We start from the raw sequence: 24252 nt of genomic DNA, 5'->3' as shown, positions 1-24252 counted from the left end.
GCTTTCTTATTTTTTTAAAAAACAACCACAAACCCTTGTGGTTGCTGGCTTTTTAAGTATTGGCGGGAGTGGATGGGAATCGAACCCACCAGGGACAGCACGTGCCCCTCACTCGGTTTTGAAGACCGGGGAGAACACCAGAATCTCAGCCACTCCCTTAAGAGTTACATAACATATTATACACGTTTCGTTTACAATTGCAAGCTTACCCTATCGGGTATCTCCTTCTAGGTATATACCTATTTTTTCAAAATTTTGTATCCAAATTGGGTGTTATGCCATACATTGATGGTGTAATAGGCAAATAACTCGAAGGAGGAACAAAATAGAATGGAAAAAATGGAAATTCAACAAAGAGAACCCTTATATTCACCTTATCAACAACCAGCATTACCAACACAACCTACAATGCTTGAGGATCAACAATTTACTTATCCTTGGTTTTGGCAATATCCTAGTTATGGCCAATATCCTTGGTATGGACGCAGACCTCGTTGGGGACGCCATCCATGGTGGGGACATCAACCTTGGTGGTATGGTAGTGGCTCCTATCCTTGGTATGGTACACCCATACCTTATTCAGAGACAAATGAGGGTGCCGAAACAGAAGATGAAGATGATGTAATGACAGAACAATTTGGCTTTGGATACCCTTGGTTTGGTTATCCTGGATTTGGCTATCCATGGTTTGGATTTTATCCATGGTGGAGACGCCGTTTTTGGTGGTAAGTGATAAAGTGAAGCGAACTATTCGCTTCACTTTTTGATATAATGACGTAAGATACACTATTTTGCATGTAAAGGAGCCTTATCTATGCAAAAGCATTATATTGTTGGTACTGCGGGTCATATTGACCATGGAAAAACGACATTATCCAAAGCCTTAACGGGAAAAGACACAGACCGTCTAAAAGAAGAAAAAGAAAGGAATATCTCTATCGAATTAGGCTTTGCCCCCTTTCTGCTACCAAATGGTGATCAAGTTTCCTTAATTGATGTACCAGGTCATGAAAAATTTATTCGTCATATGGTTGCTGGTGTTGGTGGTATTGATTTAGTCTTACTTGTTATTGCAGCAGACGAAGGGATTATGCCGCAAACAAAAGAACATATGCAGATCATAGAATTACTAGGGATTGAACATGGAGTGATCGTCTTAACTAAAAAAGATTTAATTGATGATGAATTTTTACAACTTGTTGTGGAGGAAGTAAAAGAAACTATAGAGGATACCATCCTTAAAGATGCACCTATCATTTGTGTTTCAAGTACGACAAATGAAGGAATTGAAGAATTAAAGCAAATGATACAAAATCAATTACAACTAATTCCTGAACGTACTTATACTGGCTTTTTTCGCATGCCGATTGACAGAGTATTTACCTTGAAAGGAATTGGAACTGTTGTCACAGGTACAGTTTATTCTGGAAATGTCGAAGTGGGACAAGAACTAGAAATCCTACCTTCCAACCATAAAGTACGTGTTAGAAGTCTACAAGTTCACTCAGAAAGCGTTGATCAAGCATTTGCAGGCCAACGTGTCGCAATCAATCTAACTGGAATTGAAATAGAAGATTTAAAACGTGGCGATTCTGTGGTTACCCCAAAACAATGGGAACCAAGTGAACGGGTGGATATTCAATTACATATTCTTAAGGATATTGACTTTTCAATTAAACAAAATACTGAAGTAAAATTCCATGTTGGGACTTCAGAAGTCTTAGGAACGCTCCTTTTATATGATCGTAAAGAAGCGTTGCCTGGTGACACAGTCTATTGTCAGATTAAATTAGAAGAGCCTATTATTTCATCGCGTAAAGAACGATTTATTATCCGACGCCCTTCTCCAGCTGCGACAATTGGTGGAGGAATGATCATTGAACCCAATGCAGAAAAACATAAGTATCGCCAAGAAACCGTAGAGTTATTAAAGCAAAAAAGCAAAGGCACTCTAGAAGACTTGCTTTTACATCAGTTTTTAACCCTTCCACAGATTTTCTTGTCTTTAACCGACTTATCAAATCTATTCGTTTTACCAGACACTGAAATCTTGGTCGGTGTTAATAAGCTTATTCAAAATCATAAAGTAAGCCCATTTAATCAAAGTTCAGTCCCATTTTACGCTTCAAGTGACCGATTAGCAGAGCTAGAAAATAAAATTACATCGTTTCTCGAAGGTTACCATACAACTTATTCTATTCGCAAGGGACAAGCAAAATCAGAATTGATTAAACAGTTTTTACCTAAAATAAAACCAAAAATGGCACAAGAAATCCTTCAATACTGGCAGGATAAAACCTTATTAAAAGTGAAGGATGACTATATTTCTCTCTTTACTTTTTCACCTCATTTACCCGAAGAACTGCGGAAAAAAGCGGAGTTATTAGAAAAAAAATTGATCCAGCAAGAATTTAACCCTGATACATGGGATGACCTAACAAAAGAATTTGGGATCAATGACAAAGAAAAAAATGAGCTGTTTTCCTTTTTGATAAACCAAGGGAGAATTTATAAGTTAACGGATAAAATGGTTATTCATGCTCAATCCTTTGACAAGTTAAAAAAATTGGTTACAGATTTTTTAATGAAGGAAAAGCAAATAACCATCCAGCAAGCAAAGGATTTACTAAATGTTTCACGTAAATATTTAGTCCCTTTATTGGAGCTTCTAGACCAAGAGAAAGTAACGGTTCTTAGGCAAGGGCAAAATTACCGTGAACTTCGATCATTAAATTAAAGCTTTCTTTATCATTTAAAAACAGCACCTGCAATAGGTGCTGTTTTGATTAGTACACAAAGGTCGAAACAATAAGAGTACCTAACAAACCAATTACCCCTAGCCCCATTGCCCAAATCCCAAGGCCTTGATCTCCCCTTCGGTAGGCGAGATATCCTAACACGATTCCGATAGGCGCTAAAATATAGGGTAAAAAGAATAAGGATAATATAGATAAAACGATCCCAATTACAGCCGTTCCAGAATATTGTCCCGACTCTTTACTTGATTGTTCCCCATGAATATCCTCTTTAACCTTTCCCCTAAAGGGAACTATTTTTTTTGGTAATTGAGGTGTTAGTTCTGTTGCCAATTCCTCTTTTGTTAACGGCCTAAATTCCTTTAGAACTGTAATATTCTTCTTTTTCGACATGGAACTCCTCCATTCCAAAATAATCAGAATACAGTTCCTAACCTTATTATTGTTTCAATATAACCTTAATATGTTAATCAAATATTGACAATTTTTCAAAAGGAAGATAGTATGTATCAAAATAAGGGGGCTTTCAAGTAATGATAAAAAAGGAATTTACTTTAGGAATTGATATTGATGGAACAGTAACAGATCCATATACCTTTATTCCTCATTTAAACCAATATTTTAATAAAAATTTTTTATACAATGAAATTACAACCTACGATTTAACAAAGCTTTATAATATTGATGAAGAGGAATATTTAAATTGGTATAGCCATTATGGAGCTGACATTTATCAGACAGCACCATTAGCAAAAGATGCAAAGAAAACACTCTCCTATTTAAAACAAAGTTATCGTTTAATCTATATTAGTGCTCGAGAGGAGGAATACAGGTTACCTACTATGAAATGGTTTGAATCTCAAGGTCTTCCCTTTGATCGAGTTGTTTTAACAGGTTCCCCAAACAAAATCCAACAAGCAATTGAGTATGAAATCGATTTATTTCTAGAAGACCATTATGTAGCTTCTTGTCAAATGGCACAAGAATTAAACATTCCCATTTTATTATTTGATACACCTTATAATCAAGGACCATTGCCAGAACAAGTAACAAGGGTTTACTCATGGCAAGAAGCAAAACAAAAAATTACTCAATATACACAAAAGGTTATGAAGCGTTAATTCTTCATAACCTTTTGTGTTTGTAGCTATCTATTTTCTTTTAATTTATTTGTATATGACCTCTTTTTTTATAGTGTACAAAGAAGCTTAAATTATCCTAGGATAAAAATTGATGTATAATAGGTTATAATGGAATTAGTGTAATCTTGATTTTGAAACTAGAGGTGAACTTTTTGTTTAAGGATATTCAATATACTGAAATAGAAGATAAGAAACATCATTTATTAATCGATGTGAGATCACCAAATGAATACCATGAAGCAACAATACCTGGGGCAATCAATATTCCTCTTTTCGATAATGAAGAAAGGGCATTGGTTGGAACAGTTTATAAGGAAAAAGGGTCTGGTATTGCAAGAGAACTTGGGTTAGAAATTGTTTCTCCTAAGATCCCTCAGCTTGTAAAACAAGTAAGACAAGCCCTGCAACCTGGCCAAGTACCTGTTTTCTTTTGCTGGCGTGGTGGTATGCGAAGTAAGTCAATGGCCACATTTTATAGTTTAATTTACCCTGAACCTTATCGGCTTGAGGGAGGGTATCGTGCTTATCGACAATATATCGTCGAAGAGATTCCAAAAATGGATCTTAACATCCCTACTTTTGTCCTTCACGGAATGACAGGGGTTGGAAAAACCACCCTCCTTTATAAATTAAAGGAATTAGGCCTATCTATTATTGATTTAGAAGGAATGGCTCATCATCGTGGTTCAGCATTTGGTGCGATTGGTTTAGAGCCCGTGAATCAAAAAACGTTTGATTCTCAAGTATATGAAGTATTAAAAGAAATTCGGCAGGCTAGAGCTGTCGTAATCGAAGCAGAAAGTAAGCGTATTGGTAAAATTATCGTGCCTGACAATATTATGAATGCAAAGGAACACGGACATCATATTTTGATTACTGCCTCTCAACCCATTCGTATTCAACGAATACTAGAAGAATATCGGTTAGACCAGTATAAAGAACCATTTATAGATGGATTAAAAAGAATTGAAAGAAAATTACCAACAGAAGTAAGACCGCTTTTATTTGCTGCCGTTGAAAAGAATGAGTTTTATCAAGCGATTCAGCTCCTACTTGAATATTATTATGATCCTCGTTATCAGTTTGCAACAGATCAATACCAAGGACCTTTTTTTGAAGTGAATAGTGATAACCTTGATCATGCTGCTAGAGAAATTGTCCAATATATAGAGAATAAAATAGTCGCATTCTCCTTAAACTAATCTTAAGGTCTTAATCTCCCTGCTTATATGACAGGGAGACTATTTCTTTAAAACATATGTAAATGATCAGGAGAGATGTAATGTGACCCGTTTTATTCGTTCAATCATTGCCTCTGGTATTTTATTAGGTATTGTCATCAGTCTTGCTTTGCCCCCTGTTACGCCTTTTACATTTCAATCTCGTTCCCTTCATAAAACCAACTTAAATGAAAAAATGGCCGAAACAGATTATATAATTGAAGATGCATGGCTTACGTCCAAAATGCAAATCCAATCACTGATACCAATCATAAAACAAGAATTAAAGCAAATGGATGATTCTACTTCCTCTTATGATCAAGTAAAGAAAAATCATTCGAATATTTTATCGATTCGATTAATGAAACAGACTTCACTTTCTGTTAAGGAGAACCTGGATCCTAAAAGAGATCAAATTTTTATTCAATCAAATAAAGATAAGTCATTAGTTTATATAGAAGTCCCAATTTTTAAAAATAATCGCTGGAATACCTATCAATTAACATTAAGAACCCCTATCTTTTCGGAAATTGAAAAGAAACAACAATTGCGAATGTTTACTGTTACCCATTTGCAAAACAATAAATGGAAAACAATACCTACTAAATATTCATCTAGAAAACGCTTAAGTCTGGGGTTAGAGGAAAATTTGCCTGATTTGAGACCAGACCAAGAAGAAAAAGGGATCAGTCACTACATACAAAATGAGGTTGTTATAAAGTTTAAAAAACAAATGAATGAGCAGAATATCCAAGCTTTTCTTAAGAAATACCAATTGACAACGAAAAAAAGACGAGACCATACGATTATTGCCCATTGTCCTAAACGTTCAACTAAAACACTTATTCGCTTGTTAGAAAAAGATCCCGCAATTGAATATGTGGAGCCTCATTTTATTTATTTAACTAATCAGAAACCAACACAGCTTAAACCGCTTATACCTAATGATAGCCTTTATATAGATTATCAATGGAACTTACCTACCATCTTCACAGAACAAGGTTGGGAGCTGACAAGAGGCAAAGAAAATATGATTGTAGCCGTGATTGATACAGGGGTAGATTTAAATCATCCAGAATTCAAAGAAAAGTTGGTTAAGGGCTATAATGTGATTAACCCTTCCCTTCCTCCCATGGATGATGATGGTCATGGTACACATGTTGCGGGAATAATCGCGGCAAATACAAATAATTATGAAGGGATTGCCGGTATTACCTGGTATAATAAAATTATGCCAGTTAAAGTTTTGGATCAATCTGGAGCAGGTACCCTATTTGATGTAGCTGAGGGAGTGATATGGGCTACAGACCATGGAGCAAAAATCATCAACCTTAGCCTTGGCAATTATGCAGAATCAAAATATTTACACGATGCAATTCAATATGCTTATTCCAAAGATGTTGTCCTTGTTGCAGCTACTGGAAATGATAATATTGATGAATTAGGTTATCCAGCAGCCTATCCTGAAGTGATTGCGGTATCTGCTGTAGATGCTCAACAAAACAGAGCAGAATTTTCTAATTATGGCCCATATGTAGATGTGGTTGCACCCGGAGTAAATATCGCTAGTACCTATCCAGGAAACCGATATGCAGCGTTATCAGGTACATCGATGGCTAGTCCTCATGTTACAGGATTAGCAGCTTTAATTCGTTCCAGAAACCCAAATTTAACAAATAAGGAAGTGATAGACATTATTAAAAACACCACTACAGACTTAGGGGCCAAAGGGAAAGATGAATATTATGGTTACGGGGAGATTAATATTTTAAAAGCCATCACTACAAGTTCGGTAAATGTTACACCTATCAAAACTCATCCTCAAAGTAAAACAAAGCCTAAAAGTTTTTTTCAACGATGGCTTGAAAATTTAGCAAACTTTCAATTATGGAAAAAATAAAAGTAAAAAAAGGCCTTAGGTTAACATGTTTAACCTAGGCCTTTTTGTAATCAACGATCCTTTATTAGCGAATCGCTTCCATAATTTTTTCTAGAATCACTTCTTCTGGAACTGCTCCCTCTTGTTCTGCTTTTCCATCGTTGATTACCGTTTTTGGTACACCATACACATTATACTTTCCAGACAAATCAGGAAATTCCATTGCTTCGATCATTTCTCCACGAATATGTGGGTTAACCATAGCCATATGATGAGCCACGCGAACCGCGCGAGGACAATATGGTCAGGTAGGGGTTACGAAAACAGAAATGGTTACATCTTCAGTAATATTTTTTAATTGCTCTATCGTTGCTTGTGATAACCCAGTCTTTTCATTCGCAATATCAATAATATCCTCAATCAAAGTACTAAATTCATAACCCGAAGGGATCCCATAGAATCGAACCCCAGTATCTGTTCCATCTTCCTTCACAAAAACAATGGCTGGAACTTTGTCTACGTTTAGACGATTTGCTTCCTCCGCATTTTCATCTTTATCCAATACTTGTAAATCAATACGATCAGAAAGTGCTGCAAGTTCTTCTAAAATTTCCTTTGTATCATCACAATAATCGCAGCCAGTTTTAGATCCAAAGAAACGAATGTGTGCAGTTCCTTGCATTTGCTCATTAAACATATTACGTATCGTTTCTTTATCCTTTTCATCGATTTTTGCCATTTTCTCATCTCCTTTTCATGTCATATGGAAAAGAACTATTTATATCTTTCCCTATTTAACTGTTAAATTAACATCAATATATTAAAACTTATTATCGGTACATTCGGTACATAAAGGTTACAAATTGTATGTATTATTCTACAAACCCTTGATCAGCTAATGCTTGAACTGCATCCTTTGCATTACCTTTTGCACCAATAACAATCTTAATATCAGTTTCATTGATCACCTTTTGCATCCCTGGCCCAGCATGATCAAGCAAAACTAAATCAACTTGATGCTCTACTAAAAAATTCTTTATTGCTTGATGATGGTGACCATGTTCGTGATTATGGTCGTGATCGTGATGATGATAACCATGCTCATGATGATGATCATGACCATGCGTTTCCGCAAATGGAGCTGCTACCTCTTCCCAAGAAATAATCTGCTTATTCTCAATGGTAGCAAAAGCAAGTTTGTTCGCTCTACCAAAATGCGCGTTGACCATCCCATTTGGTAACACAGCAACTGCTACTTTCATGATTACACCCCCTAACATTCGGAAACATATACCCCAATAGGTATATTATACTAAAAAGTAAAAAAAAGCAATGGTCTCAATGGTCCTAAATGCAAAAAGGGAAACGATTCCCATAAGGTATATCGTCTCCCTATCAAAAAATTTTATGCTAATCTAAAGATAACTCCTAAACCACCTTTAGGATATCGCCATTCAATATTGTCTTCTGGACAACCGATACGGCAGCTTCCACATTCATGACAGCCTTCAAAGCCGACAAACATTCGGTCTCCTTCCCATTTGTAAACTTCACCTGGGCAGAAAAACGTACAGTATTTTCCCTCACAATCAGCACAAACCTGGTGATTCTTAATAATTAGATGAGATTCTTTATCAGATACAAATCGTGTAAGATACTGTAAATCTTCTATTTTAACCTTTTTTAATGGTTCTGCCATCACTTCATCACCTTCCATACGCGGTATAGGTCGCGAATTGTGTTTATTGTTCCCCTATCTTGAACCATACCTAAAATCTTCTTCTGTTTATCCCATTTTGAAGCACCATCAACTGTAAACATTTCACTTGCAGCACGATTTATCATTGGGATGAACTCTTTAAAATACTGAGGATGGCGATCTAATGCATGTGCAGCATCTTTATATTTTTTCAAGTCTTGGCCTACAAAACTCTCCATTAGTTTTGTTCTGTAAGTATCTAACATATTTTCAGAAAAGTCTCCTACTTGTTTAGCTAAAATCGCTGTTTCTGCAGCTAGGCGCCCTGAAGCCATTGCAAGGTTTGAACCCTCACGGTGTATCCCATTAACGAGTTGGGCTGCATCCCCAACTAGCATAACTCCATGTCCTACAAGTTTTGGAATGGAATGATACCCACCCTCAGGAATTAAATGCGCCAAGTACTCTTTAGGTTCTCCACCCTCAATCAATTTACGAACCATCGGATGCTGTTTTAAGGTTTCTAAAAGTTCATGTGGGCGCATTTTTGTTTTCATTAAACCTGAAAGAAGTGTTCCCACACCAATACTAATACTATCCTTATTCGTATAAATAAATGCAGTACCAAGCATTCCTTTTGTTGAATCACCAAATATTTCAATGGTGGCCCCTTGATTAGGCTCTAAATTAAACCGATCCTCAATTTTTTCAGGTGGTAAATTAATCACCTGCATGGCAGCTAAAGCGACTTCATTTGGTTTTAACTCTTTATGGAAACCTAATTGTTTAGCAAGTAATGAGTTTACACCATCAGCTAAAATAACAAGGTCAGCATAAACATCTCCATCAGGACGATCCGTTCTAACTCCTAGTACTCGATCATCTTCCACGATCACTTCTTTTACTACGGTTTCATTGATCAATAGCGCTCCTTGTTCAACAGCCTTATTAGCAAACCATTGGTCAAATTTTGCACGTAACACAGTGAAGTTATTATACGGTGCTTCTGCCCATTCTAAACCTTTGTATCCCACTTGGAAAGCCGATCTTTGGTCTAACATCCAAAATCTTTGCTCTACAACTGGTCTTTCAAATGGTGCTTCATTAAGAAAATCTGGAATAATTTCTTGTAATTGATGGCGGTACATCACACCACCCATTACGTTTTTTGAACCAGGATATTCACCACGTTCAAACATAATTACATTAAGTCCTGCTTTAGCTAATGTATAGGCAGCAGAAGATCCAGCAGGCCCGGCACCGACAACAATCACATCAAATTTTTCAGCCATGTTTTCTCTCCCCACTCTGCACTAGTTTCTTAAACTCATTAATAAATTTTGGAACAACTTCAAATGCATCACCAACAATACCATAGGTGCATTTCTCAAAAATTTGAGCATTTGGATCTTTGTTAATGGCGACAACGATTTCTGAGTTCTCCATTCCAACCGTATGCTGTACGGCACCTGAAATCCCTATTGCAAAATATAATTTAGGGGCAACCGTTGTTCCTGTTTGGCCAACTTGTTCTGAGTGTTCAGCCCAGCCTGCTTCAACTGCGTCACGACTAGCGCCAACAGCAGCACCTAAAACATCAGCCAATTCTCTGACTAACTGGAACCCTTTTTCATCTTGTAAACCTTTACCACCTGCAACAATCACATTAGCATCACTTAAGCGAATCTTATTTCCTAATTCTTGAACAACACTAATTACTTTTGTTTGCAATTGATTTTCGTCAATGTTAATTGGATGTTCAACCAATTTACCTGTACGACCTTTAATTGGATCAATGGCTTTCATCACCTTTGGACGAACGGATGCCATTTGTGGACGATGATTTTTACATAGAATCGTCGCCATAATGTTTCCACCCATCGCTGGACGAGAAGCCTCTAGTAATCTATTTTTCAGATCGATATCTAAGCGAGTACAATCAGCAGTTAATCCTGTCCCTAATTCTGTTGCAACAGTACTTGCTAAATCACGACCGATAACGGTTGCACCAAATAATAAAATCTCAGGCTTATATTTTTTAACTAAATCAACAACACCAACTTGGTAAGCCTCTGAACGGTAATGTTCTAATACTGGATGATCGATAGAATAGACTGTGTCAGCTCCATACTCATAAAGTTCATTTACAATCTGATCAACCTTATGGCCTAAAAGAACACCAGCCAATTCAACATTTAATTTGTCAGCTAATTTACGCCCAGCACCTAATAATTCAAGGGATACTGGGGCAATTTTACCACTACGTTGTTCAATATAAACCCATACACCTTGATACTCAGATTCTGGTAAAACAACTTCTGGTTTCTTTTCCTCTTTGGATACTGGTTTTACCTCTTTAGATTTAACTTCTTCCTTATTTGAAACCTCTTCAGTTTTTTCTTCCACTTTTGGCTCTTCAACCACTTCTTTTTTCACACCAAATGGCAAGGTAATAGCTGAAGTAGGACATACTTCTATACATTCTCCACATTCTATACATTTATCTGGAATCACTTCTGCTTGCGTTGCTCCCATGAAAAGAGCATCATGGGGACAAGTATCGATACAAGCACCACAAGAAATACATGCACTAGAAATTGAAACGGCCATCTTATACTCCTCCCTTAGCGAACAATCCATGAACGTTCAATAATTTATCCATGACATGATTAACAACTTCATCAGCAGTTCCTTGGATCTTCTCTCCCCCTGATTGTTTTGGTGGAGCAAAAATTTTACCAACAACGGTTGGAGAACCTTTTAAACCTAACTGACTACGGTCAACCTCAATGTCATTTGTTGTCCATACGATTGGATTATATTTCGCAGCTTTGATCATATTTGGTAGAGGAGCATATGTTAGTTCATTAATTTCTTTCTCTACTGTGATTAGACATGGTAATTTAGATTCTACTACTTCATGTCCATCTTCAATTTTACGACGAACACGAATCATCTTTTCTTCAGCTGAGAAATGTTCAACTTGATTGACTTGTGCTAATACTGGTATGCCTAGACGTCTAGCAATACCTGGTCCTACTTGGGCTGTATCGCCATCAATTGCTTGCTTTCCGGCAAAAATAATATCCACTGGTTCTTTCTCTGCAATTTTTTTAATTGCTTGCGTAAGCGCATAACTTGTTGCCAATGTATCAGATCCTGCAAAGGCACGGTCAGAAATAAGCACCCCTTCATCAGCACCTAATTCAATACATTTTTTGATGGTACTGACAGCCATCGGTGGACCCATTGAAACAACAGTCACTTTGCCCCCAGATTGTTTCTTTAAGCGAACAGCTTCTTCTACTGCATGTGCATCATATGGATTAATAATTGATGGAGCACTACTCCGATCAAGTGTGTTTGTTACTGGATCCAATTTTACTACACTTGTATCCGGTACTTGTTTCACACATACTACATAATGCATATCAATTTCACATCCTCTCCCTGAATATTTACATTTCTTGGTGTACATTTCTTTAATATAAAATAGATTTCTGTTTGCAAAATCCTTCACAAACTTGTACTACCTTAAGAATAGTAAATTATCCAAAACTATGCAATGCTATTTTTAAGAATCTATCATATTTTTTTATCTTTTTTTACTAATCCTCCCCTTGTAAAGTTCCTTCAAAAAAGCTTTGGCAAAAATACCAAAGCTAATTGTATAACACATCTACTTTTACTCCTTTTTTTACCCCAAACTTTAAAGCTTCATTTACATCTTCAAAATAGATGTCGATTTTATTGCCTTTAATTGCGCTGCCTGTATCTTGTGCCATACGATAGCCTATCCCTTCAATATAAACTCTTGTACCAATAGGTATCACTTTCGGATCTACCGCAATCGTAATCCCTTCTTGTACACGTGCTCCACTTGAAGTTATCCCATATCCTGGATCCCCTGGTCTTTTACCTGTCGATTCATATCCAGCAGTATAAGCAGTTAATGTGAATAATCCTGATTTTCTTATTTGGGTTCTACTTGTACTCACTGAAGCAATTTTCACACGATCGACTTTTGGTAATTTAATCATTGTTCCTATTACTAATTGTTTAGGATTTAAATTTTGGTTCAAGTTTAAAAGAGAATCTACTGATGTATGATATTTCCTTGAAATTGCCCATAGCGTATCGCCCTTTTGAATTTGATAAACTTGGGTTTCAGATAGCATCATTTCATTTTGTTCTGCAAATGCTTTGTCTATTAAAGAATAATCTAAATTTTTAAGGTACGGAATCGTTATCGTAGAACCAATCTTTAAAGCTTTAAAATTAAGGCTAGGGTTTACTTTCACAATATCTTTCCAGTCAATTCCATATCTTATTCCAATTTGATATAAGGTGTCCCCTTTTTTTATGGTGTAGACGATTTGTTTTGTTTTTAGGGGCGTAATCTGTTTATTATAATCATCTGATAGAATCATTCTAGCATTTACCTGTGTACTCATTAAAATGAAAAATACTAGAATAAACGTTATTACTTTTCTTGTAATCATAGAATACTCCTTTCATTGATTTTTAAAAAAAACAACTATTCCCATGATTACCAACATTTCTAATAACTATACCCGTTAAATGATTTAAGCGATTTTTAGCATATAGTTTTTACTAGATTTAGCCATGCTAAATTTAAGTGAGGTAAAAGTAGGAATGAAAAAGGATGTTGATCCTGCATTTATGGCAGGATTCCACACCATTGTTGTCGGTGAGATCAAAGCATATTCGGATGGTCGATTCTTTGGCCATCCGAATATGCTTTGATAAAGAAGTCAACTTTTTTTCTTCAACTAGTTCATTACCCAAAATTTGGGCAATTGTCCCCGTTACTGATAATTGCCTATTTGAATAAGGTGTTAAGGAAGAAGACCTAGAGGAGGAATCTTTAATGGATAAAGCTTTTGCCTTATTGCGCCAATATCAAGAATTAGAATTTGCAGCCGTAGAAGTTAGATTATACTTAGATACCCATCCATTTGACCAAAGAGCGCAATGTGATTTTAAGCGTTACACCTATCAAATGATGATGTTAAGACCACATTTGGAACGTCATTTTGGCCCTTTACAGCAAGGATTTTCTTATGAAAATCCTGCACGTTGGATTGATGAACCATGGCCATGGGAATTAAATTACTAGGAGAGGAGTGTTAAAGCATGTGGATCTATGAAAAAAAACTTGAAATCCCTGTTCGAGTGGAAAGGCCTGATCTAAGAATTGCTAAATTCTTAATTACCCAATACGGTGGTCCAGATGGAGAATTATCGGCTGCATTGAGATATTTAAATCAAAGGTATAGTATGCCAGATAGAAGAGCTAAAGCACTCCTAACTGATATCGGAACAGAAGAATTAGGACATTTAGAGATTATTGCAACATTAGTTCATAAACTGGTCAAAGGTGCCACTCCAGAGCAAATGATCGCTGCTGGTTTAGGTGGCCATTATGCAGACCATGAAAAAGCCTTATTCTATGTGGATGCAAACGGACATCCATGGACTGCTACTTATATTCAAGCAAAAGGAGATCCGATCGCAGATATAGCAGAGGATATCGCTGCAGAAGAAAAAGCGAGAGCAACTTATGAAAATCTAATCAATCTTTCTGATGATCCAGGAGTGATTGACGCGCTTAAATTTTTGAGAGAACGTGAAGTCGTTCATTCACAAAGATTTCGAGAAATTCTATATATGTTAAGCGAACATAGAAGAGCAAAAAAAATTAGGCCAGCTGAAGTTTATGAAACAAAAGATATATTTTCAGATACGAATGTAACCCCTGACGAAATTTTAGACTAATAAAGAAAGAAAATCTTAAAGAAGGGAGCATTGCGAGTGAGAAGACGACCCTATCCTCCTATATCGATTCCTCCTGTGAAACCTATGCCAGGCCCTGGAAGAGATTACTTAGACCAATACTCTTTACCTAAGGCACTAGAGAAAGGTACACTCTTTAAATGGTTATATGATCCTTATGAAAAGAAAGGATTTTATCCACCTTTTATGTAACATGTGAATAAGAATCAAAGGGATGCAAAACTTGCATCCTTCTTTGTTTAACTTTATCGATAATGAATAAAAAATTAATAATTTTTTAAAAATTATGTATTCTAAATGAAATGAACATGATATAATTTAACTGAATATTCTAATCATTCCTTATTGTGCTAAAAGGAGTTTAATCGCTAAACGTTTCTAACGATTAGTGGAAACGCTTAGTAAAAAAAGAAAAATTTAATGGGGTGAGTGAAGAGATGTACAAAGAAAGGATCCGATATGCACCTTATTTAAACAGGGTCATGGATGCAGAAAAAGCAGCCGATTTTATTAAAGATGGCATGATTGTGGGGGCAAGTGGTTTTACTCGAGCGGGAGATCCAAAAGCCGTAACTTTGGCATTGGCGGAAAGAGCAAAAAAAGAAAAGATTAAAATCAAATTTTGGACAGGTGCATCTTTAAGTGACGAAGTAGATGGTGGTCTTGCTGAGGCTGGTGCTTTAAGTCATCGACTTCCCTTTCAGGCAACAAGAAGTATGAGAGATTTGATTAACAAAGGTGAAATCTTATTTACAGATCAACACCTTAGCTTAACAAATGAATGGATTCGAAATGGGGTTATGGGTCCAATTGATATTGCTCTTGTTGAGGCTGTTACGATTACAGAAGATGGATACATTATTCCTACGACATCAGTAGGGAATACCCCAATTTTTGTTGACCAAGCAAAAAAAGTAATCATTGAAATCAATATGGCGCATACTCCACTTCTAGAAGGGGTACATGATATATATTTACCAGAAAAACGTCCTGGCCGTGAACCTATTCTGTTAAAAACACCTATGGAGAGAATTGGAACCCCTTACATTAAAGTAGATCCAGAAAAAGTGGTAGCTATCGTCATCACTGATCAAATGGATGTCCCTTCAAATATTCTTCCTGCAGATGAAGAAACAAAAATTATGGCGAACCATATCATTGAGTTCTTAAAAGAGGAAGTAAATCAAGGACGTATACCAAACAGTTTAATGCCGTTACAATCAGGTGTCGGAACGATTGCTAATGCTGTTTTAGAAGGTTTAGTCCATTCTCCTTTTGAAGATTTAATCGTGGCTTCAGAGGTTCTTCAAGATGCAGTTTTCGAATTATTCAAAGCAGGAAAAGTTAAATTCGCAGCGGCTACCTCAGTCACTCTTTCACCTAGTTGGACAAAAGAATTATTTGAGAATTTCGATCAATATAGAGACAAATTAGTCTTCCGTCCTCAAGAGATCAGTAACCATCCAGAATTAATTCGTAGAATGGGTTTGATTGCAATCAATACTGCATTGGAAGCTGATATTTATGGAAACGTCAACTCAACACATGTGGCTGGTACCCATATGATGAATGGTATTGGCGGTTCTGGAGACTTTGCTCGTAATGCAGGACTTTCCATTTTTGTAACCAAATCTATTGCAAAAGATGGCAAAATTTCTAGTATTGTCCCCATGGTTTCCCATGTTGACCATACAGAGCATGATGTACAAATCCTTGTCACTGAGCAAGGGTTGGCTGATTTAAGAGGTTTAGCTCCACGAGAGAGAGCTGAATTGATTATTGAAAAATGTGTTCACCCAATGTATAAAGATAAAATGAGAGAATATTATAATGAGGCATTAGAACGCGGTGGTCATACACCACATGTTCTTGAAAAAGCACTATCCTGGCACCAGAAATTACGTGAAACTGGAACGATGCTATAATCTTATTTTGAAAGAGTTCTATACGAACTCTTTCTTTAATTAATTTAATACGGGAGAAGATATGGTAGTCAATTGAGCTTAAATCTACTATAATAATATTGATACAGGTTTTTCAGGCATTACGATTCATTTTTAGTTTTACCATACTAAAAAATGAGGTGAGCCATATGGAAACTGTAAAATTATCAACGATTGTTAAATTTGTATCTCCCGATTTAGAGAATATCTTAACAAAGCATGAATTAGAATCACCTGTAGTATTAAAAAATGGAATCGACTCAGTCACAGTCGATGATATGATGGAAATTATTGAAGCGATGATTATACAAACCAAAACAAACGGTACCCTGTTTCATTAAGGGTACCGTTTTGCATCTTTAAATATTTCTACTTTTCATTTCATCTTAGTAATGGCTATCTTGTTCTGTTACTTTATCAGAAAATATTTTATAAACAAAAATTTGATAGGCGATCACAATGGGTACAAAGATAATAGCCACATAGAACATAATTCTTAACGTATATTCACTGGAAGAAGAATTAAATATCGTTAAACTATACTTCTCATCAATACTAGATGGGATCATATTTGGATACAAACCAATAATGGTAGTATAAATCGTCATTAATATCGTAACAGAACTTGCAAAAAATGCACGAATCGCATCCTTCTTTTGTAAAAATCGTCTAGTAAATAATAATGCCACAACAGCTAACCCTGGCACGATCCACAAGATCGGCTGTTGGAGATAATTCCTATAGAGATTTGTTGCCACACTAGTATAGATTAAAAAGATACCCGCAAGGATTAAGGCAATGACCCACAACTTTGAAGCATAGGTTAATGCCCTTTCAGATAAAGAACCCATTGTTTTAGCAGCAATCCATATCGCACCTGTTAATGAAAATAAGGCAATAAATACTAATCCTCCTAAGAGACCGTATGGATTAAGCAATGAGAGTAACGTTCCATGGTAGCCACTATCATCCATGGCTAACCCTTGGAAGATATTCGCAAATGCAACTCCAAAAAGTAGAGTAACTAACAAACTACCTGAGAAAAACGCCCACTTCCAAGCTTTTCTCCAAGATTGATGATCGCTTTTATTCATAAATTCAATGGCCGTTCCTCTAAATATCAATCCCAATAAAATGAGCATCAAAGGCAAATAAAGATAACTAAACATCAAAGCATAAGTGGTTGGAAAAGCTGCAAAGGTAGCACCACCAGCTGTAATCAACCATACTTCATTTCCATCCCAAAAAGGTCCAATGGTATTTAATAAAAGTTTACGTTCTGAATCATCTTTCGCAATAAATGGATAAAGAATTCCTACGCCTAAATCAAATCCATCTAGCATAAAATAGACGGCCCATAAAGTCCCCCATAATCCAAACCAAGTGATGGCCAATGCCGTATATGACATTTTTCATTCCTCCCTTATTCCAATCAAAATACTATGCCTGAAAGCCTGGCGATTGATCGATATGTATCTTAGTAGGCTTTTCAAAATCCGGACCCATTTTTGCATATTTCACCAGCAAATAAAGATCGGCAACAATTAAAATCGTATAGAAAACAACAACACCTATTAAAGTAGTAAGAACATTTGAAGCAGGAATAGGAGAAACTGCATCTGCGGTCTTCATTAAGCCATAAACAATCCATGGTTGTCTTCCGACCTCTGCCACAACCCATCCTAAATTAATTGCAATATAAGGTAAAGGAATAGAATAAAGCATCATTTTTAAATATAGTCTTGAATCTAATAATTTATTTTTTCGCTGCAAATACCATCCGATAAAGGACATAAGAATAAAATAGACTCCTAGTCCTACCATGATTCGAAATGCATAAAAGGTTAAATTGACTGGTGGTCTTTCCTCTAAAGGAAAATCTTTTAATCCCTTTATCGTAGCGTTTGGATCTTTAAACGCAAGAAAACTGGTCAATTTAGGGATTCCTAATGTTTCGATACGGTTCCCCTCATTCTTCTCATCAGGAATTTGTAAAAGATACATAGGTGCACCTTGTTGTGTTTCCCAAATCGATTCCATTGCAGCAAATTTAGCGGGTTGTACATCAGCTACATTGCTACCATTCAAATCGCCTAATACTGCTACGCCAATTGAAGAAAAAATAGCAAATATTAAAGCAATGCGGAATGACTTTTTAAAAAAGTCTAGATGTTGATGTCGCAATAAATGATAAGCACTAATTCCTAAAACAAAGAATGCCGAGAGCACGTATCCAGATAAAACAGTATGGAAAAACATTAACCATGCATATTTATTAGTAACAACCGCCATAAAATCAACCAACTCGGCTCTTCCATTACGAAGAACATAACCTACAGGGTGTTGCATCCAACCATTAGCAATAATAATCCAGACAGCAGAAAGATTCGTTCCTAACGCTACCATCCATATGGCGAAGGCATGTAGTTTTTTTGAAAGACGATCCCACCCATATATCCAAACACCTAAGAAAGTGGACTCTAAAAAGAAAGCAACAGTCGCTTCAATTGCTAAAGGTGCACCAAAAATATCGCCAACATATTTAGAGTATTCACTCCAGTTTGTCCCAAACTGGAATTCCATTGTGATACCTGTTACCACACCTAAAGCAAAATTGATAATAAATAGCTTCCCCCAAAACTTAGCCATCTTTTTGTACATGATTTCATTGGTTTTTACATACAAAGTTTCCATGATAGCAACTAAAATAACAAGTCCTAATGTGAGTGGTACAAATAAAAAGTGAAATCCAATTGTAATCGCAAATTGAAGTCTACTTAATGTAACAACATCCATTTACCTTTCCCCCTTTTTACATCTATTTATTTAGTATGTATAGAATATTTTCCATTTTATTTTACTACGACTTGTGACAAATATCACTACTTTTTTAATATTTTATTATGTATAATTTGTGAAGGTTATTAACGCTAATATTATTTTATAACATATAAAACTTAATAAGTATAAAATGTAGAATATTAACGACAAATTTCATTTATTCCTTGTATCACCATCATTCATTTGATAAAATATAAATGTAATTAAAGGGGAGTAGCTAACGTCTACATATGGCGTTGTATGGGGTCAACACACTGATGATGATTTGATCATCTGGCCTCATTGTTTGGTTGAACCAAAAAGCGAGACTTTTAATACTTCTTTGTGATATTTATCACTTAGATGTATTGAAAGTCTTTTTTCATGAAATGAAGGGGTGATTTTTTGATTTCTTTTCTTGTTGCAACTGTATTTGTAACCTTAGCTGAGATGGGGGACAAAACTCAACTATTGGCAATTGCCTTTGCATCAAGATATTCAAGCAAACAAGTAATGTTAGGTGTGTTCCTAGCCACTATTTTTAATCATGGTTTAGCAGTGGCATTTGGCGATTTTTTAACTTCTAAAATTTCCTTAGATATGATCCAAATTGGTGCAGCGGTTTTATTCGTATTATTCGGAATCTGGACAATTCGAGGGGATCAATTAAACGGAGAAGAAAATCGTTTTAAGACATTTGGCCCAATTATGGCTGTTACCATGGCTTTTTTTATCGCTGAATTAGGGGATAAAACTCAATTAGCTACTATTGCTTTGGCTGCTAAATATCAATCGCCTTATTTTGTATTGGCTGGTACCACATTGGGAATGTTAATTGCTGATGGAATTGGAATCTGGTTTGGAACTTGGTTAAACCAAAAATTATCTGCCCAGATGATCAAATGGATTTCAGCATTCATCTTCATTTTCTTTGGTCTAGCTGGACTCTATCGCCATTTGCCAGATTCTTTAATCCTTTATCTTAATTTCATTACGTTAGCTCTGATTCTCGGTGTTGGATTTATATTTAGAAAAAAATGTATCAAAGGAAAAATTACATTCAGAAAAACTATAACAATTGACTACTCCCCAAAGAAAAAACTATTCTCTCCTAAAATGAGAATAGTTTTTTCCTATCTTTATTCCTGTTTAACGGATCTTTACATGATACTCTTTTAACCAAAAATTAACTTGCACAAGATAAGCTAATAACTGTGGTCCAGTCATTAATTGTCCAAACCATGGCACTTTAAAACTTTCACCTCCTGAGTTTGCAATATTTTCCACTTTTTCTTTATCAATTAATTGAAGAATAGGAGAAGCTGGATCATGGAGAATTTCTAAGATTATCTTGCTTACAGCAACTGTGTATTCGGGATTATGAGTTTTTGGATATGGGCTTTTTTTCCTGATTAAGACCTCTTCCGGCAATACACCTCTTAACGCTTTACGTAAAAGCCCTTTTTCCCTATTTTCAAGATTTTTCATTTCCCAAGGAATATTCCATAAATATTCTACTAATCGGTGATCAGCAAAAGGAACGCGAACTTCAAGGCCTGTTGCCATCGTCATGCGATCTTTACGTTCTAATAAAGTCTGCATAAACCACGTCATATTTAAATAAAACAATTCACGCATACGGCTTTGCAGTGGTAATTCTCCAACCAGCTTTGGTACTTCATTTAATGTTTGTTGATAACGTTTGTTTAAGTAATCTTTCAAATGAAGTTGCTCTCTTACCTCTTTTGCTAAAATACTTTCTCTTTCGGAAATAGAACGTAACCAAGGAAAAGTATTAGATGCCAGATCATCTCTACGATAAAACCATGGATAACCACCAAAAATTTCATCAGCACATTCTCCTGATAAACCAACTGTCGCATTTTTTTTAATTTCCTTACTAAATAATAAGAGAGAAGAATCTACATCCGCCATCCCTGGTAAATCCCTAGCCATAACTGCATCTTTTAAAGCTTCTACTAAATCAATCGTATTGATTTCTACATAATGATGGTGAGAACCAATAAATTCTGACATTTGTTTTATATAAGGTGCATCTGAATTAGGTTGAAACTCATTCACTTTAAAATATTTTTGACTTCCTTCGTAATCAATCGAATAGGTATCTAGCATTTTACCCCTTTCTTTATAGTGATTAGCGGCAATAGCTGAAATCAGACTAGAATCAAGTCCTCCGGACAAAAACGTAAATAAAGGAACATCGGAGACCAATTGTCTTTCCACTGCATCAAATACAAGTTCCCGTACTTTTGCCAATGTTATTTTTAAATCATCTAAATGAGGTTTGCTCTCTACATTCCAGTATTGGCGAATTCTCATTCCATTGCGATCAAAAATTAAATAATGACCTGATCTTAATTCAGAAATTCCGAAAAAAACACCATGGCCAGGTGTCCTAGAAGGACCTAATGCAAATATTTCTGCAAGGCCTTCCTCATCAACTTCAGGTAAGACATCTGGATGAGCCAATAATGCTTTTAATTCTGATGCGTATAAAAGTTTATTTTTATCTTTGATATAAAAAAGTGGTTTTACTCCTAAACGATCCCTTGCCAAGAATAAACGTTGTTTATAATCATCCCAAACACCAAAAGCAAAGATACCATTCAAATGATCAACACAATGTTCTCCCCACTCAATATAAGCGATCAACAAAACCTCTGTGTCTGAATAGGAGAAAAATCGATGTCCTAGTAATTTTAATTCTTTTCTCAACTCTTCCGTATTGTATAATTCTCCATTATAGGTAATCACATATTTATTATCACCATATTGACGAACCATCGGTTGGCCACCGCCTTCTGGATCGATCACAACTAAGCGTGTATGAGCAAGGGCCGCATGTCTAGATACCCAAGTGCCACTTGCATCAGGACCACGGTGGAGCATTGTCATCCCCATTCTTTTTACTGTTTCTTCAAATTGATATAAGTCTTTTTCCCAATCTATCCAACCCGTAATTCCACACATTATCTATTCATCCTTTCTTCGATCATCATTCAACACTCTATTCTAAGTGAAAAAAATTATCATTCTCACTTTTTATTCTACGCCTAATATCTAAAAAGGTGCATAAAAAAAGGAGGACATTGAATCAAATGACTTCCTCCTCCATTTTTCAATAGAAAGTATTCTATTTATTGTTGATGACAGGAATTTGATCACGAAGAAATAATGTAGAATAAGCGTAACTTCCATGTTCTGTAATATCTAAACCCTCTTTTTCAACTTGTTCAGACACTCTTAGCCCAATTGTTTTTTCTATTACCTTGAAAATAATAAAACTTGTAGAGATCGTCCACAATGCTACAGTAGTTACACCTAAAGCTTGAACAGCTAATAACTTAAAACCTCCTCCATAAAATAGTCCTCCATCTGTAGCAAACAATCCAACTGCAAGTGTTCCAAAAATGCCACCAATTCCATGAACAGGAAAAGCACCCACAGGGTCATCTATTTTTACATAATCAAGAAACTCTACAGCAAAGACGAGTATAATGCCAGAAATAACTCCAACAATAACTGATCCAAGTGGAGAAAATGAAGCAGCACCTGCTGTAATACTTACTAAACCTATTAAAGCAGCATTTAACGTCAAACTAACATCAACTTTTTTGTAACGAATAGATGTAAAAATCATAGTGGCTAAAACTGCTGCAGAAGCACCTAATAAGGTAACTGTAAATATATCAGGAATACGAGCATCACTAGCTGTTAAAGCACTACCTGTATTAAACCCAAACCATCCAAACCAAAGAATAATGACTCCTAAAGCACCTAAAGGTATATTATGCCCAGGAATAGCATGAACCTTATCATCTTCATATTTCCCTATACGAGGCCCTAGAATTGATGCCCCGACTAATGCAGCCCAGCCCCCAACTGAATGAACGACAGTTGAACCAGCAAAATCGATAAATCCTAATTTAGAAAGCCAGCCGCCTCCCCAAGCCCAATGACCAACAATTGGGTAAACAATTGCAACTAATAATACAGAAAACATGACATAAGCACTAAATTTTATTCGCTCAGCTACAGCACCTGAAACAATAGTAGCACTTGTAGCAGCAAATACTGCTTGGAAAGAGAAAAAAGCTGCCAAAGGAATCGATAAATCTACACTAATGTTTTTCATGAGAAATCCCGTTGTTCCCAAAAAGCCATTGAAATCTTCTCCAAATGTTAAGCCAAATCCAATCAAATAAAATGCTAATGGCCCTAATGCAATGGTTAAAAAGTTCTTCATTGTAATATTTAATGCGTTCTTTGCTCTGTTAAAACCAACTTCAACCATAATAAATCCTGCATGCATGATTAAAACAAGAGTTGTAGAAATGAAAACTAGTAAAGTATCTAATGAAATTGTTAAATTTTCCATTTTATTTTCTCCCCTTTAATTCTATTTTTATAAAGCATTTTCACCTGATTCTCCGGTTCGAATTCGATATACTTCGCTTATTGTAGATACAAATATTTTCCCATCGCCAACCTGAAGAGTTCGTGCCACTTTAAAAAATTCATCAATGACCATATCTTCCATTGCATCGGGTATCACGACTTCTATTTTTACTTTAGGTAATAGATCCACAGTAAATTGCTGTCCCCTATAATATCCAGATTGTTTAGGTTGATTACCACATCCTTTTACTTCTGTTACCGTCATTCCATGAACCCCCAACAAACTTAAAGATTTTTTCATCTCTTCCAACTTTTCCGGCCTAATAATCGCTTCTATTTTTTTCATCAATTCATCTCCTTTCTAAAGAAAAACTTAAAATTTGATAACATCATAATAAATGTAAGTTTTTATTTCAAATTATGTAAGAAAACCTCACATATATAAAAGCTGATTATTTCTTCTATTTAAAGCGCTTTCCCTTGTTTTTTCGTATTTTTAATTATTTTAATAATTTAAATTCCGGTTTTATCTCTTATAAATTATTATTCATGTTAGA

At 35.7% G+C, this 24252-nt stretch carries 24 protein-coding genes, 1 tRNA gene and 2 pseudogenes; 12 read left to right on the top strand and 15 right to left on the bottom strand.

All coding sequences use genetic code 11. The features are described from left to right. Window positions 1-60: 60 nt before the first annotated feature. Window positions 61-157, bottom strand: a tRNA-Sec gene (locus U473_RS14485). 173 nt (window positions 158-330) lie between these two features. On the opposite strand from U473_RS14485, the gene U473_RS03665 reads away from it, so the two are divergent. After that, the gene (locus U473_RS03665; RefSeq protein ID WP_068723451.1) at window positions 331-729 is read left to right on the top strand and encodes a hypothetical protein; all 399 of its coding nucleotides are present in this window, start codon (window positions 331-333) and stop codon (window positions 727-729) included. An 85-nt stretch (window positions 730-814) separates the two neighbouring features. Then, on the top strand, window positions 815-2737 hold the full coding sequence (gene selB / locus U473_RS03660) for a selenocysteine-specific translation elongation factor (RefSeq protein ID WP_068723448.1): 1923 nt from the start codon (window positions 815-817) through the stop codon (window positions 2735-2737). Window positions 2738-2786: 49 nt separating this feature from the next. Here the strand turns inward: selB and U473_RS03655 are convergent, their stop codons facing one another. Then, on the bottom strand, window positions 2787-3149 hold the full coding sequence (locus U473_RS03655) for a DUF4190 domain-containing protein (RefSeq protein WP_068723446.1): 363 nt from the start codon (window positions 3147-3149) through the stop codon (window positions 2787-2789). A gap of 140 nt (window positions 3150-3289) precedes the next feature. Here U473_RS03655 and U473_RS03650 point away from each other — a divergent pair, with 140 nt between their 5' ends. The 3 genes from U473_RS03650 (at window position 3290) to U473_RS03640 (ending at window position 7018) form a co-directional block, all read left to right on the top strand. Continuing rightward, the gene (locus U473_RS03650; RefSeq protein WP_068723444.1) at window positions 3290-3877 is read left to right on the top strand and encodes a 5' nucleotidase, NT5C type; all 588 of its coding nucleotides are present in this window, start codon (window positions 3290-3292) and stop codon (window positions 3875-3877) included. Between the two features lie 173 nt (window positions 3878-4050). Continuing rightward, complete coding sequence (gene mnmH / locus U473_RS03645) at window positions 4051-5100, top strand: tRNA 2-selenouridine(34) synthase MnmH (RefSeq protein ID WP_161937278.1); 1050 nt, start codon at window positions 4051-4053, stop codon at window positions 5098-5100. 82 nt (window positions 5101-5182) lie between these two features. Next, window positions 5183-7018, top strand: a complete 1836-nt coding sequence (locus U473_RS03640) for a S8 family peptidase (protein WP_068723443.1) — start codon at window positions 5183-5185, stop codon at window positions 7016-7018. 64 nt (window positions 7019-7082) lie between these two features. Here the strand turns inward: U473_RS03640 and pdo are convergent, their stop codons facing one another. From pdo to U473_RS03605, 8 genes and pseudogenes are all read right to left on the bottom strand, one after another. Beyond that, a complete protein-coding gene (gene pdo, locus U473_RS03635) occupies window positions 7083-7736 on the bottom strand; it encodes a protein disulfide oxidoreductase (protein ID WP_082732355.1) in 654 nt (217 codons plus the stop codon). A 133-nt stretch (window positions 7737-7869) separates the two neighbouring features. Continuing rightward, window positions 7870-8259 (bottom strand): NifB/NifX family molybdenum-iron cluster-binding protein, encoded by a 390-nt coding sequence (locus tag U473_RS03630; protein ID WP_068723441.1) that lies wholly within the window; start codon window positions 8257-8259, stop codon window positions 7870-7872. Between the two features lie 143 nt (window positions 8260-8402). Continuing rightward, window positions 8403-8696: a ferredoxin family protein gene (locus U473_RS03625; RefSeq protein WP_068727437.1), complete on the bottom strand. Its 294-nt coding sequence runs from the start codon at window positions 8694-8696 to the stop codon at window positions 8403-8405. Next, window positions 8696-9988 (bottom strand): FAD-dependent oxidoreductase, encoded by a 1293-nt coding sequence (locus U473_RS03620; RefSeq protein ID WP_068723439.1) that lies wholly within the window; start codon window positions 9986-9988, stop codon window positions 8696-8698. The genes U473_RS03625 and U473_RS03620 overlap by 1 nt, the downstream gene beginning before the upstream one ends. Then, window positions 9981-10970, bottom strand: coding sequence for an electron transfer flavoprotein subunit alpha/FixB family protein (locus U473_RS03615; protein ID WP_068727439.1), 990 nt, complete (start codon window positions 10968-10970; stop codon window positions 9981-9983). The genes U473_RS03620 and U473_RS03615 overlap by 8 nt, the downstream gene beginning before the upstream one ends. A gap of 180 nt (window positions 10971-11150) precedes the next feature. Continuing rightward, a pseudogene (locus U473_RS15110) lies at window positions 11151-11306 on the bottom strand (DUF362 domain-containing protein); the annotation flags it as partial. Between the two features lies 1 nt (window position 11307). After that, window positions 11308-12126 (bottom strand): electron transfer flavoprotein subunit beta/FixA family protein, encoded by an 819-nt coding sequence (locus U473_RS03610; protein ID WP_068727438.1) that lies wholly within the window; start codon window positions 12124-12126, stop codon window positions 11308-11310. A gap of 232 nt (window positions 12127-12358) precedes the next feature. Beyond that, window positions 12359-13198 carry a LysM peptidoglycan-binding domain-containing protein gene (locus tag U473_RS03605; protein WP_068723436.1) on the bottom strand — a complete coding sequence of 280 codons (840 nt, stop codon included), beginning with the start codon at window positions 13196-13198 and terminating at the stop codon, window positions 12359-12361. Between the two features lie 124 nt (window positions 13199-13322). Between U473_RS03605 and U473_RS14720 the strand changes: the two genes are divergently transcribed. The 6 genes and pseudogenes from U473_RS14720 (at window position 13323) to U473_RS03585 (ending at window position 16797) form a co-directional block, all read left to right on the top strand. Next, the gene (locus tag U473_RS14720) at window positions 13323-13463 is read left to right on the top strand and encodes a hypothetical protein (RefSeq protein WP_161937277.1); all 141 of its coding nucleotides are present in this window, start codon (window positions 13323-13325) and stop codon (window positions 13461-13463) included. Window positions 13464-13587: 124 nt separating this feature from the next. After that, window positions 13588-13836 (top strand): spore coat protein CotJB, encoded by a 249-nt coding sequence (locus tag U473_RS03600; protein ID WP_068723434.1) that lies wholly within the window; start codon window positions 13588-13590, stop codon window positions 13834-13836. A gap of 17 nt (window positions 13837-13853) precedes the next feature. Further along, a pseudogene (locus U473_RS03595) lies at window positions 13854-14414 on the top strand (manganese catalase family protein); the annotation flags it as partial. 117 nt (window positions 14415-14531) lie between these two features. Next, entirely contained in the window at window positions 14532-14705 is a 174-nt protein-coding gene (locus U473_RS14480) for a spore coat associated protein CotJA (RefSeq protein WP_153011987.1), read from the top strand. 245 nt (window positions 14706-14950) lie between these two features. Further along, window positions 14951-16438: an acetyl-CoA hydrolase/transferase family protein gene (locus U473_RS03590; RefSeq protein WP_068723432.1), complete on the top strand. Its 1488-nt coding sequence runs from the start codon at window positions 14951-14953 to the stop codon at window positions 16436-16438. Between the two features lie 167 nt (window positions 16439-16605). After that, the gene (locus U473_RS03585) at window positions 16606-16797 is read left to right on the top strand and encodes a hypothetical protein (RefSeq protein WP_068723429.1); all 192 of its coding nucleotides are present in this window, start codon (window positions 16606-16608) and stop codon (window positions 16795-16797) included. A 45-nt stretch (window positions 16798-16842) separates the two neighbouring features. Here U473_RS03585 and cydB read toward each other — a convergent pair whose 3' ends face one another. Both cydB and U473_RS03575 read right to left on the bottom strand, forming a co-directional pair. Further along, the gene (cydB, locus tag U473_RS03580) at window positions 16843-17865 is read right to left on the bottom strand and encodes a cytochrome d ubiquinol oxidase subunit II (RefSeq protein WP_068723426.1); all 1023 of its coding nucleotides are present in this window, start codon (window positions 17863-17865) and stop codon (window positions 16843-16845) included. 31 nt (window positions 17866-17896) lie between these two features. Then, on the bottom strand, window positions 17897-19252 hold the full coding sequence (locus U473_RS03575) for a cytochrome ubiquinol oxidase subunit I (protein ID WP_068723424.1): 1356 nt from the start codon (window positions 19250-19252) through the stop codon (window positions 17897-17899). Window positions 19253-19681: 429 nt separating this feature from the next. Between U473_RS03575 and U473_RS03570 the strand changes: the two genes are divergently transcribed. Further along, window positions 19682-20455: a TMEM165/GDT1 family protein gene (locus U473_RS03570; protein WP_068723421.1), complete on the top strand. Its 774-nt coding sequence runs from the start codon at window positions 19682-19684 to the stop codon at window positions 20453-20455. On the opposite strand, the gene asnB is transcribed toward U473_RS03570, so the two are convergent. The 3 genes from asnB to U473_RS03555 all read right to left on the bottom strand — a co-directional run bounded on the left by asnB (window position 20426) and on the right by U473_RS03555 (window position 24041). After that, a complete protein-coding gene (asnB, locus tag U473_RS03565) occupies window positions 20426-22267 on the bottom strand; it encodes an asparagine synthase (glutamine-hydrolyzing) (protein ID WP_068723419.1) in 1842 nt (613 codons plus the stop codon). The genes U473_RS03570 and asnB overlap by 30 nt on opposite strands. Window positions 22268-22430: 163 nt before the next feature. Next, the gene (locus U473_RS03560) at window positions 22431-23675 is read right to left on the bottom strand and encodes an ammonium transporter (RefSeq protein ID WP_068723417.1); all 1245 of its coding nucleotides are present in this window, start codon (window positions 23673-23675) and stop codon (window positions 22431-22433) included. Between the two features lie 27 nt (window positions 23676-23702). After that, entirely contained in the window at window positions 23703-24041 is a 339-nt protein-coding gene (locus tag U473_RS03555; protein ID WP_068723414.1) for a P-II family nitrogen regulator, read from the bottom strand. Between the last annotated feature and the right edge of the window lie 211 nt (window positions 24042-24252).

Origin of the sequence: Tepidibacillus decaturensis (assembly GCF_001561915.1) — a bacterium.
Lineage (GTDB): Bacteria > Bacillota > Bacilli > Tepidibacillales > Tepidibacillaceae > Tepidibacillus_B > Tepidibacillus_B infernus.
This window is presented reverse-complemented; position numbering and strand designations above follow the sequence as displayed.

Coding starts and splice junctions, on each gene's coding strand:
- selB (WP_068723448.1), top strand. CDS start 815: ATGCAAAAGCATTATATTGTTGGTACTGCGGGTCATATTGACCATGGA.
- U473_RS03600 (WP_068723434.1), top strand. CDS start 13,588: ATGGATAAAGCTTTTGCCTTATTGCGCCAATATCAAGAATTAGAATTT.
- U473_RS03650 (WP_068723444.1), top strand. CDS start 3,290: ATGATAAAAAAGGAATTTACTTTAGGAATTGATATTGATGGAACAGTA.
- U473_RS03620 (WP_068723439.1), bottom strand. CDS start 9,988: ATGGCTGAAAAATTTGATGTGATTGTTGTCGGTGCCGGGCCTGCTGGA.
- cydB (WP_068723426.1), bottom strand. CDS start 17,865: ATGTCATATACGGCATTGGCCATCACTTGGTTTGGATTATGGGGGACT.
- U473_RS03655 (WP_068723446.1), bottom strand. CDS start 3,149: ATGTCGAAAAAGAAGAATATTACAGTTCTAAAGGAATTTAGGCCGTTA.
- U473_RS03610 (WP_068727438.1), bottom strand. CDS start 12,126: ATGCATTATGTAGTATGTGTGAAACAAGTACCGGATACAAGTGTAGTA.
- U473_RS03630 (WP_068723441.1), bottom strand. CDS start 8,259: ATGAAAGTAGCAGTTGCTGTGTTACCAAATGGGATGGTCAACGCGCAT.
- asnB (WP_068723419.1), bottom strand. CDS start 22,267: ATGTGTGGAATTACGGGTTGGATAGATTGGGAAAAAGACTTATATCAA.
- U473_RS03665 (WP_068723451.1), top strand. CDS start 331: ATGGAAAAAATGGAAATTCAACAAAGAGAACCCTTATATTCACCTTAT.
- U473_RS03575 (WP_068723424.1), bottom strand. CDS start 19,252: ATGGATGTTGTTACATTAAGTAGACTTCAATTTGCGATTACAATTGGA.
- U473_RS03555 (WP_068723414.1), bottom strand. CDS start 24,041: ATGAAAAAAATAGAAGCGATTATTAGGCCGGAAAAGTTGGAAGAGATG.
- U473_RS03605 (WP_068723436.1), bottom strand. CDS start 13,198: ATGATTACAAGAAAAGTAATAACGTTTATTCTAGTATTTTTCATTTTA.
- U473_RS03625 (WP_068727437.1), bottom strand. CDS start 8,696: ATGGCAGAACCATTAAAAAAGGTTAAAATAGAAGATTTACAGTATCTT.
- U473_RS03585 (WP_068723429.1), top strand. CDS start 16,606: ATGGAAACTGTAAAATTATCAACGATTGTTAAATTTGTATCTCCCGAT.
- U473_RS03560 (WP_068723417.1), bottom strand. CDS start 23,675: ATGGAAAATTTAACAATTTCATTAGATACTTTACTAGTTTTCATTTCT.
- U473_RS14720 (WP_161937277.1), top strand. CDS start 13,323: ATGCTAAATTTAAGTGAGGTAAAAGTAGGAATGAAAAAGGATGTTGAT.
- U473_RS03590 (WP_068723432.1), top strand. CDS start 14,951: ATGTACAAAGAAAGGATCCGATATGCACCTTATTTAAACAGGGTCATG.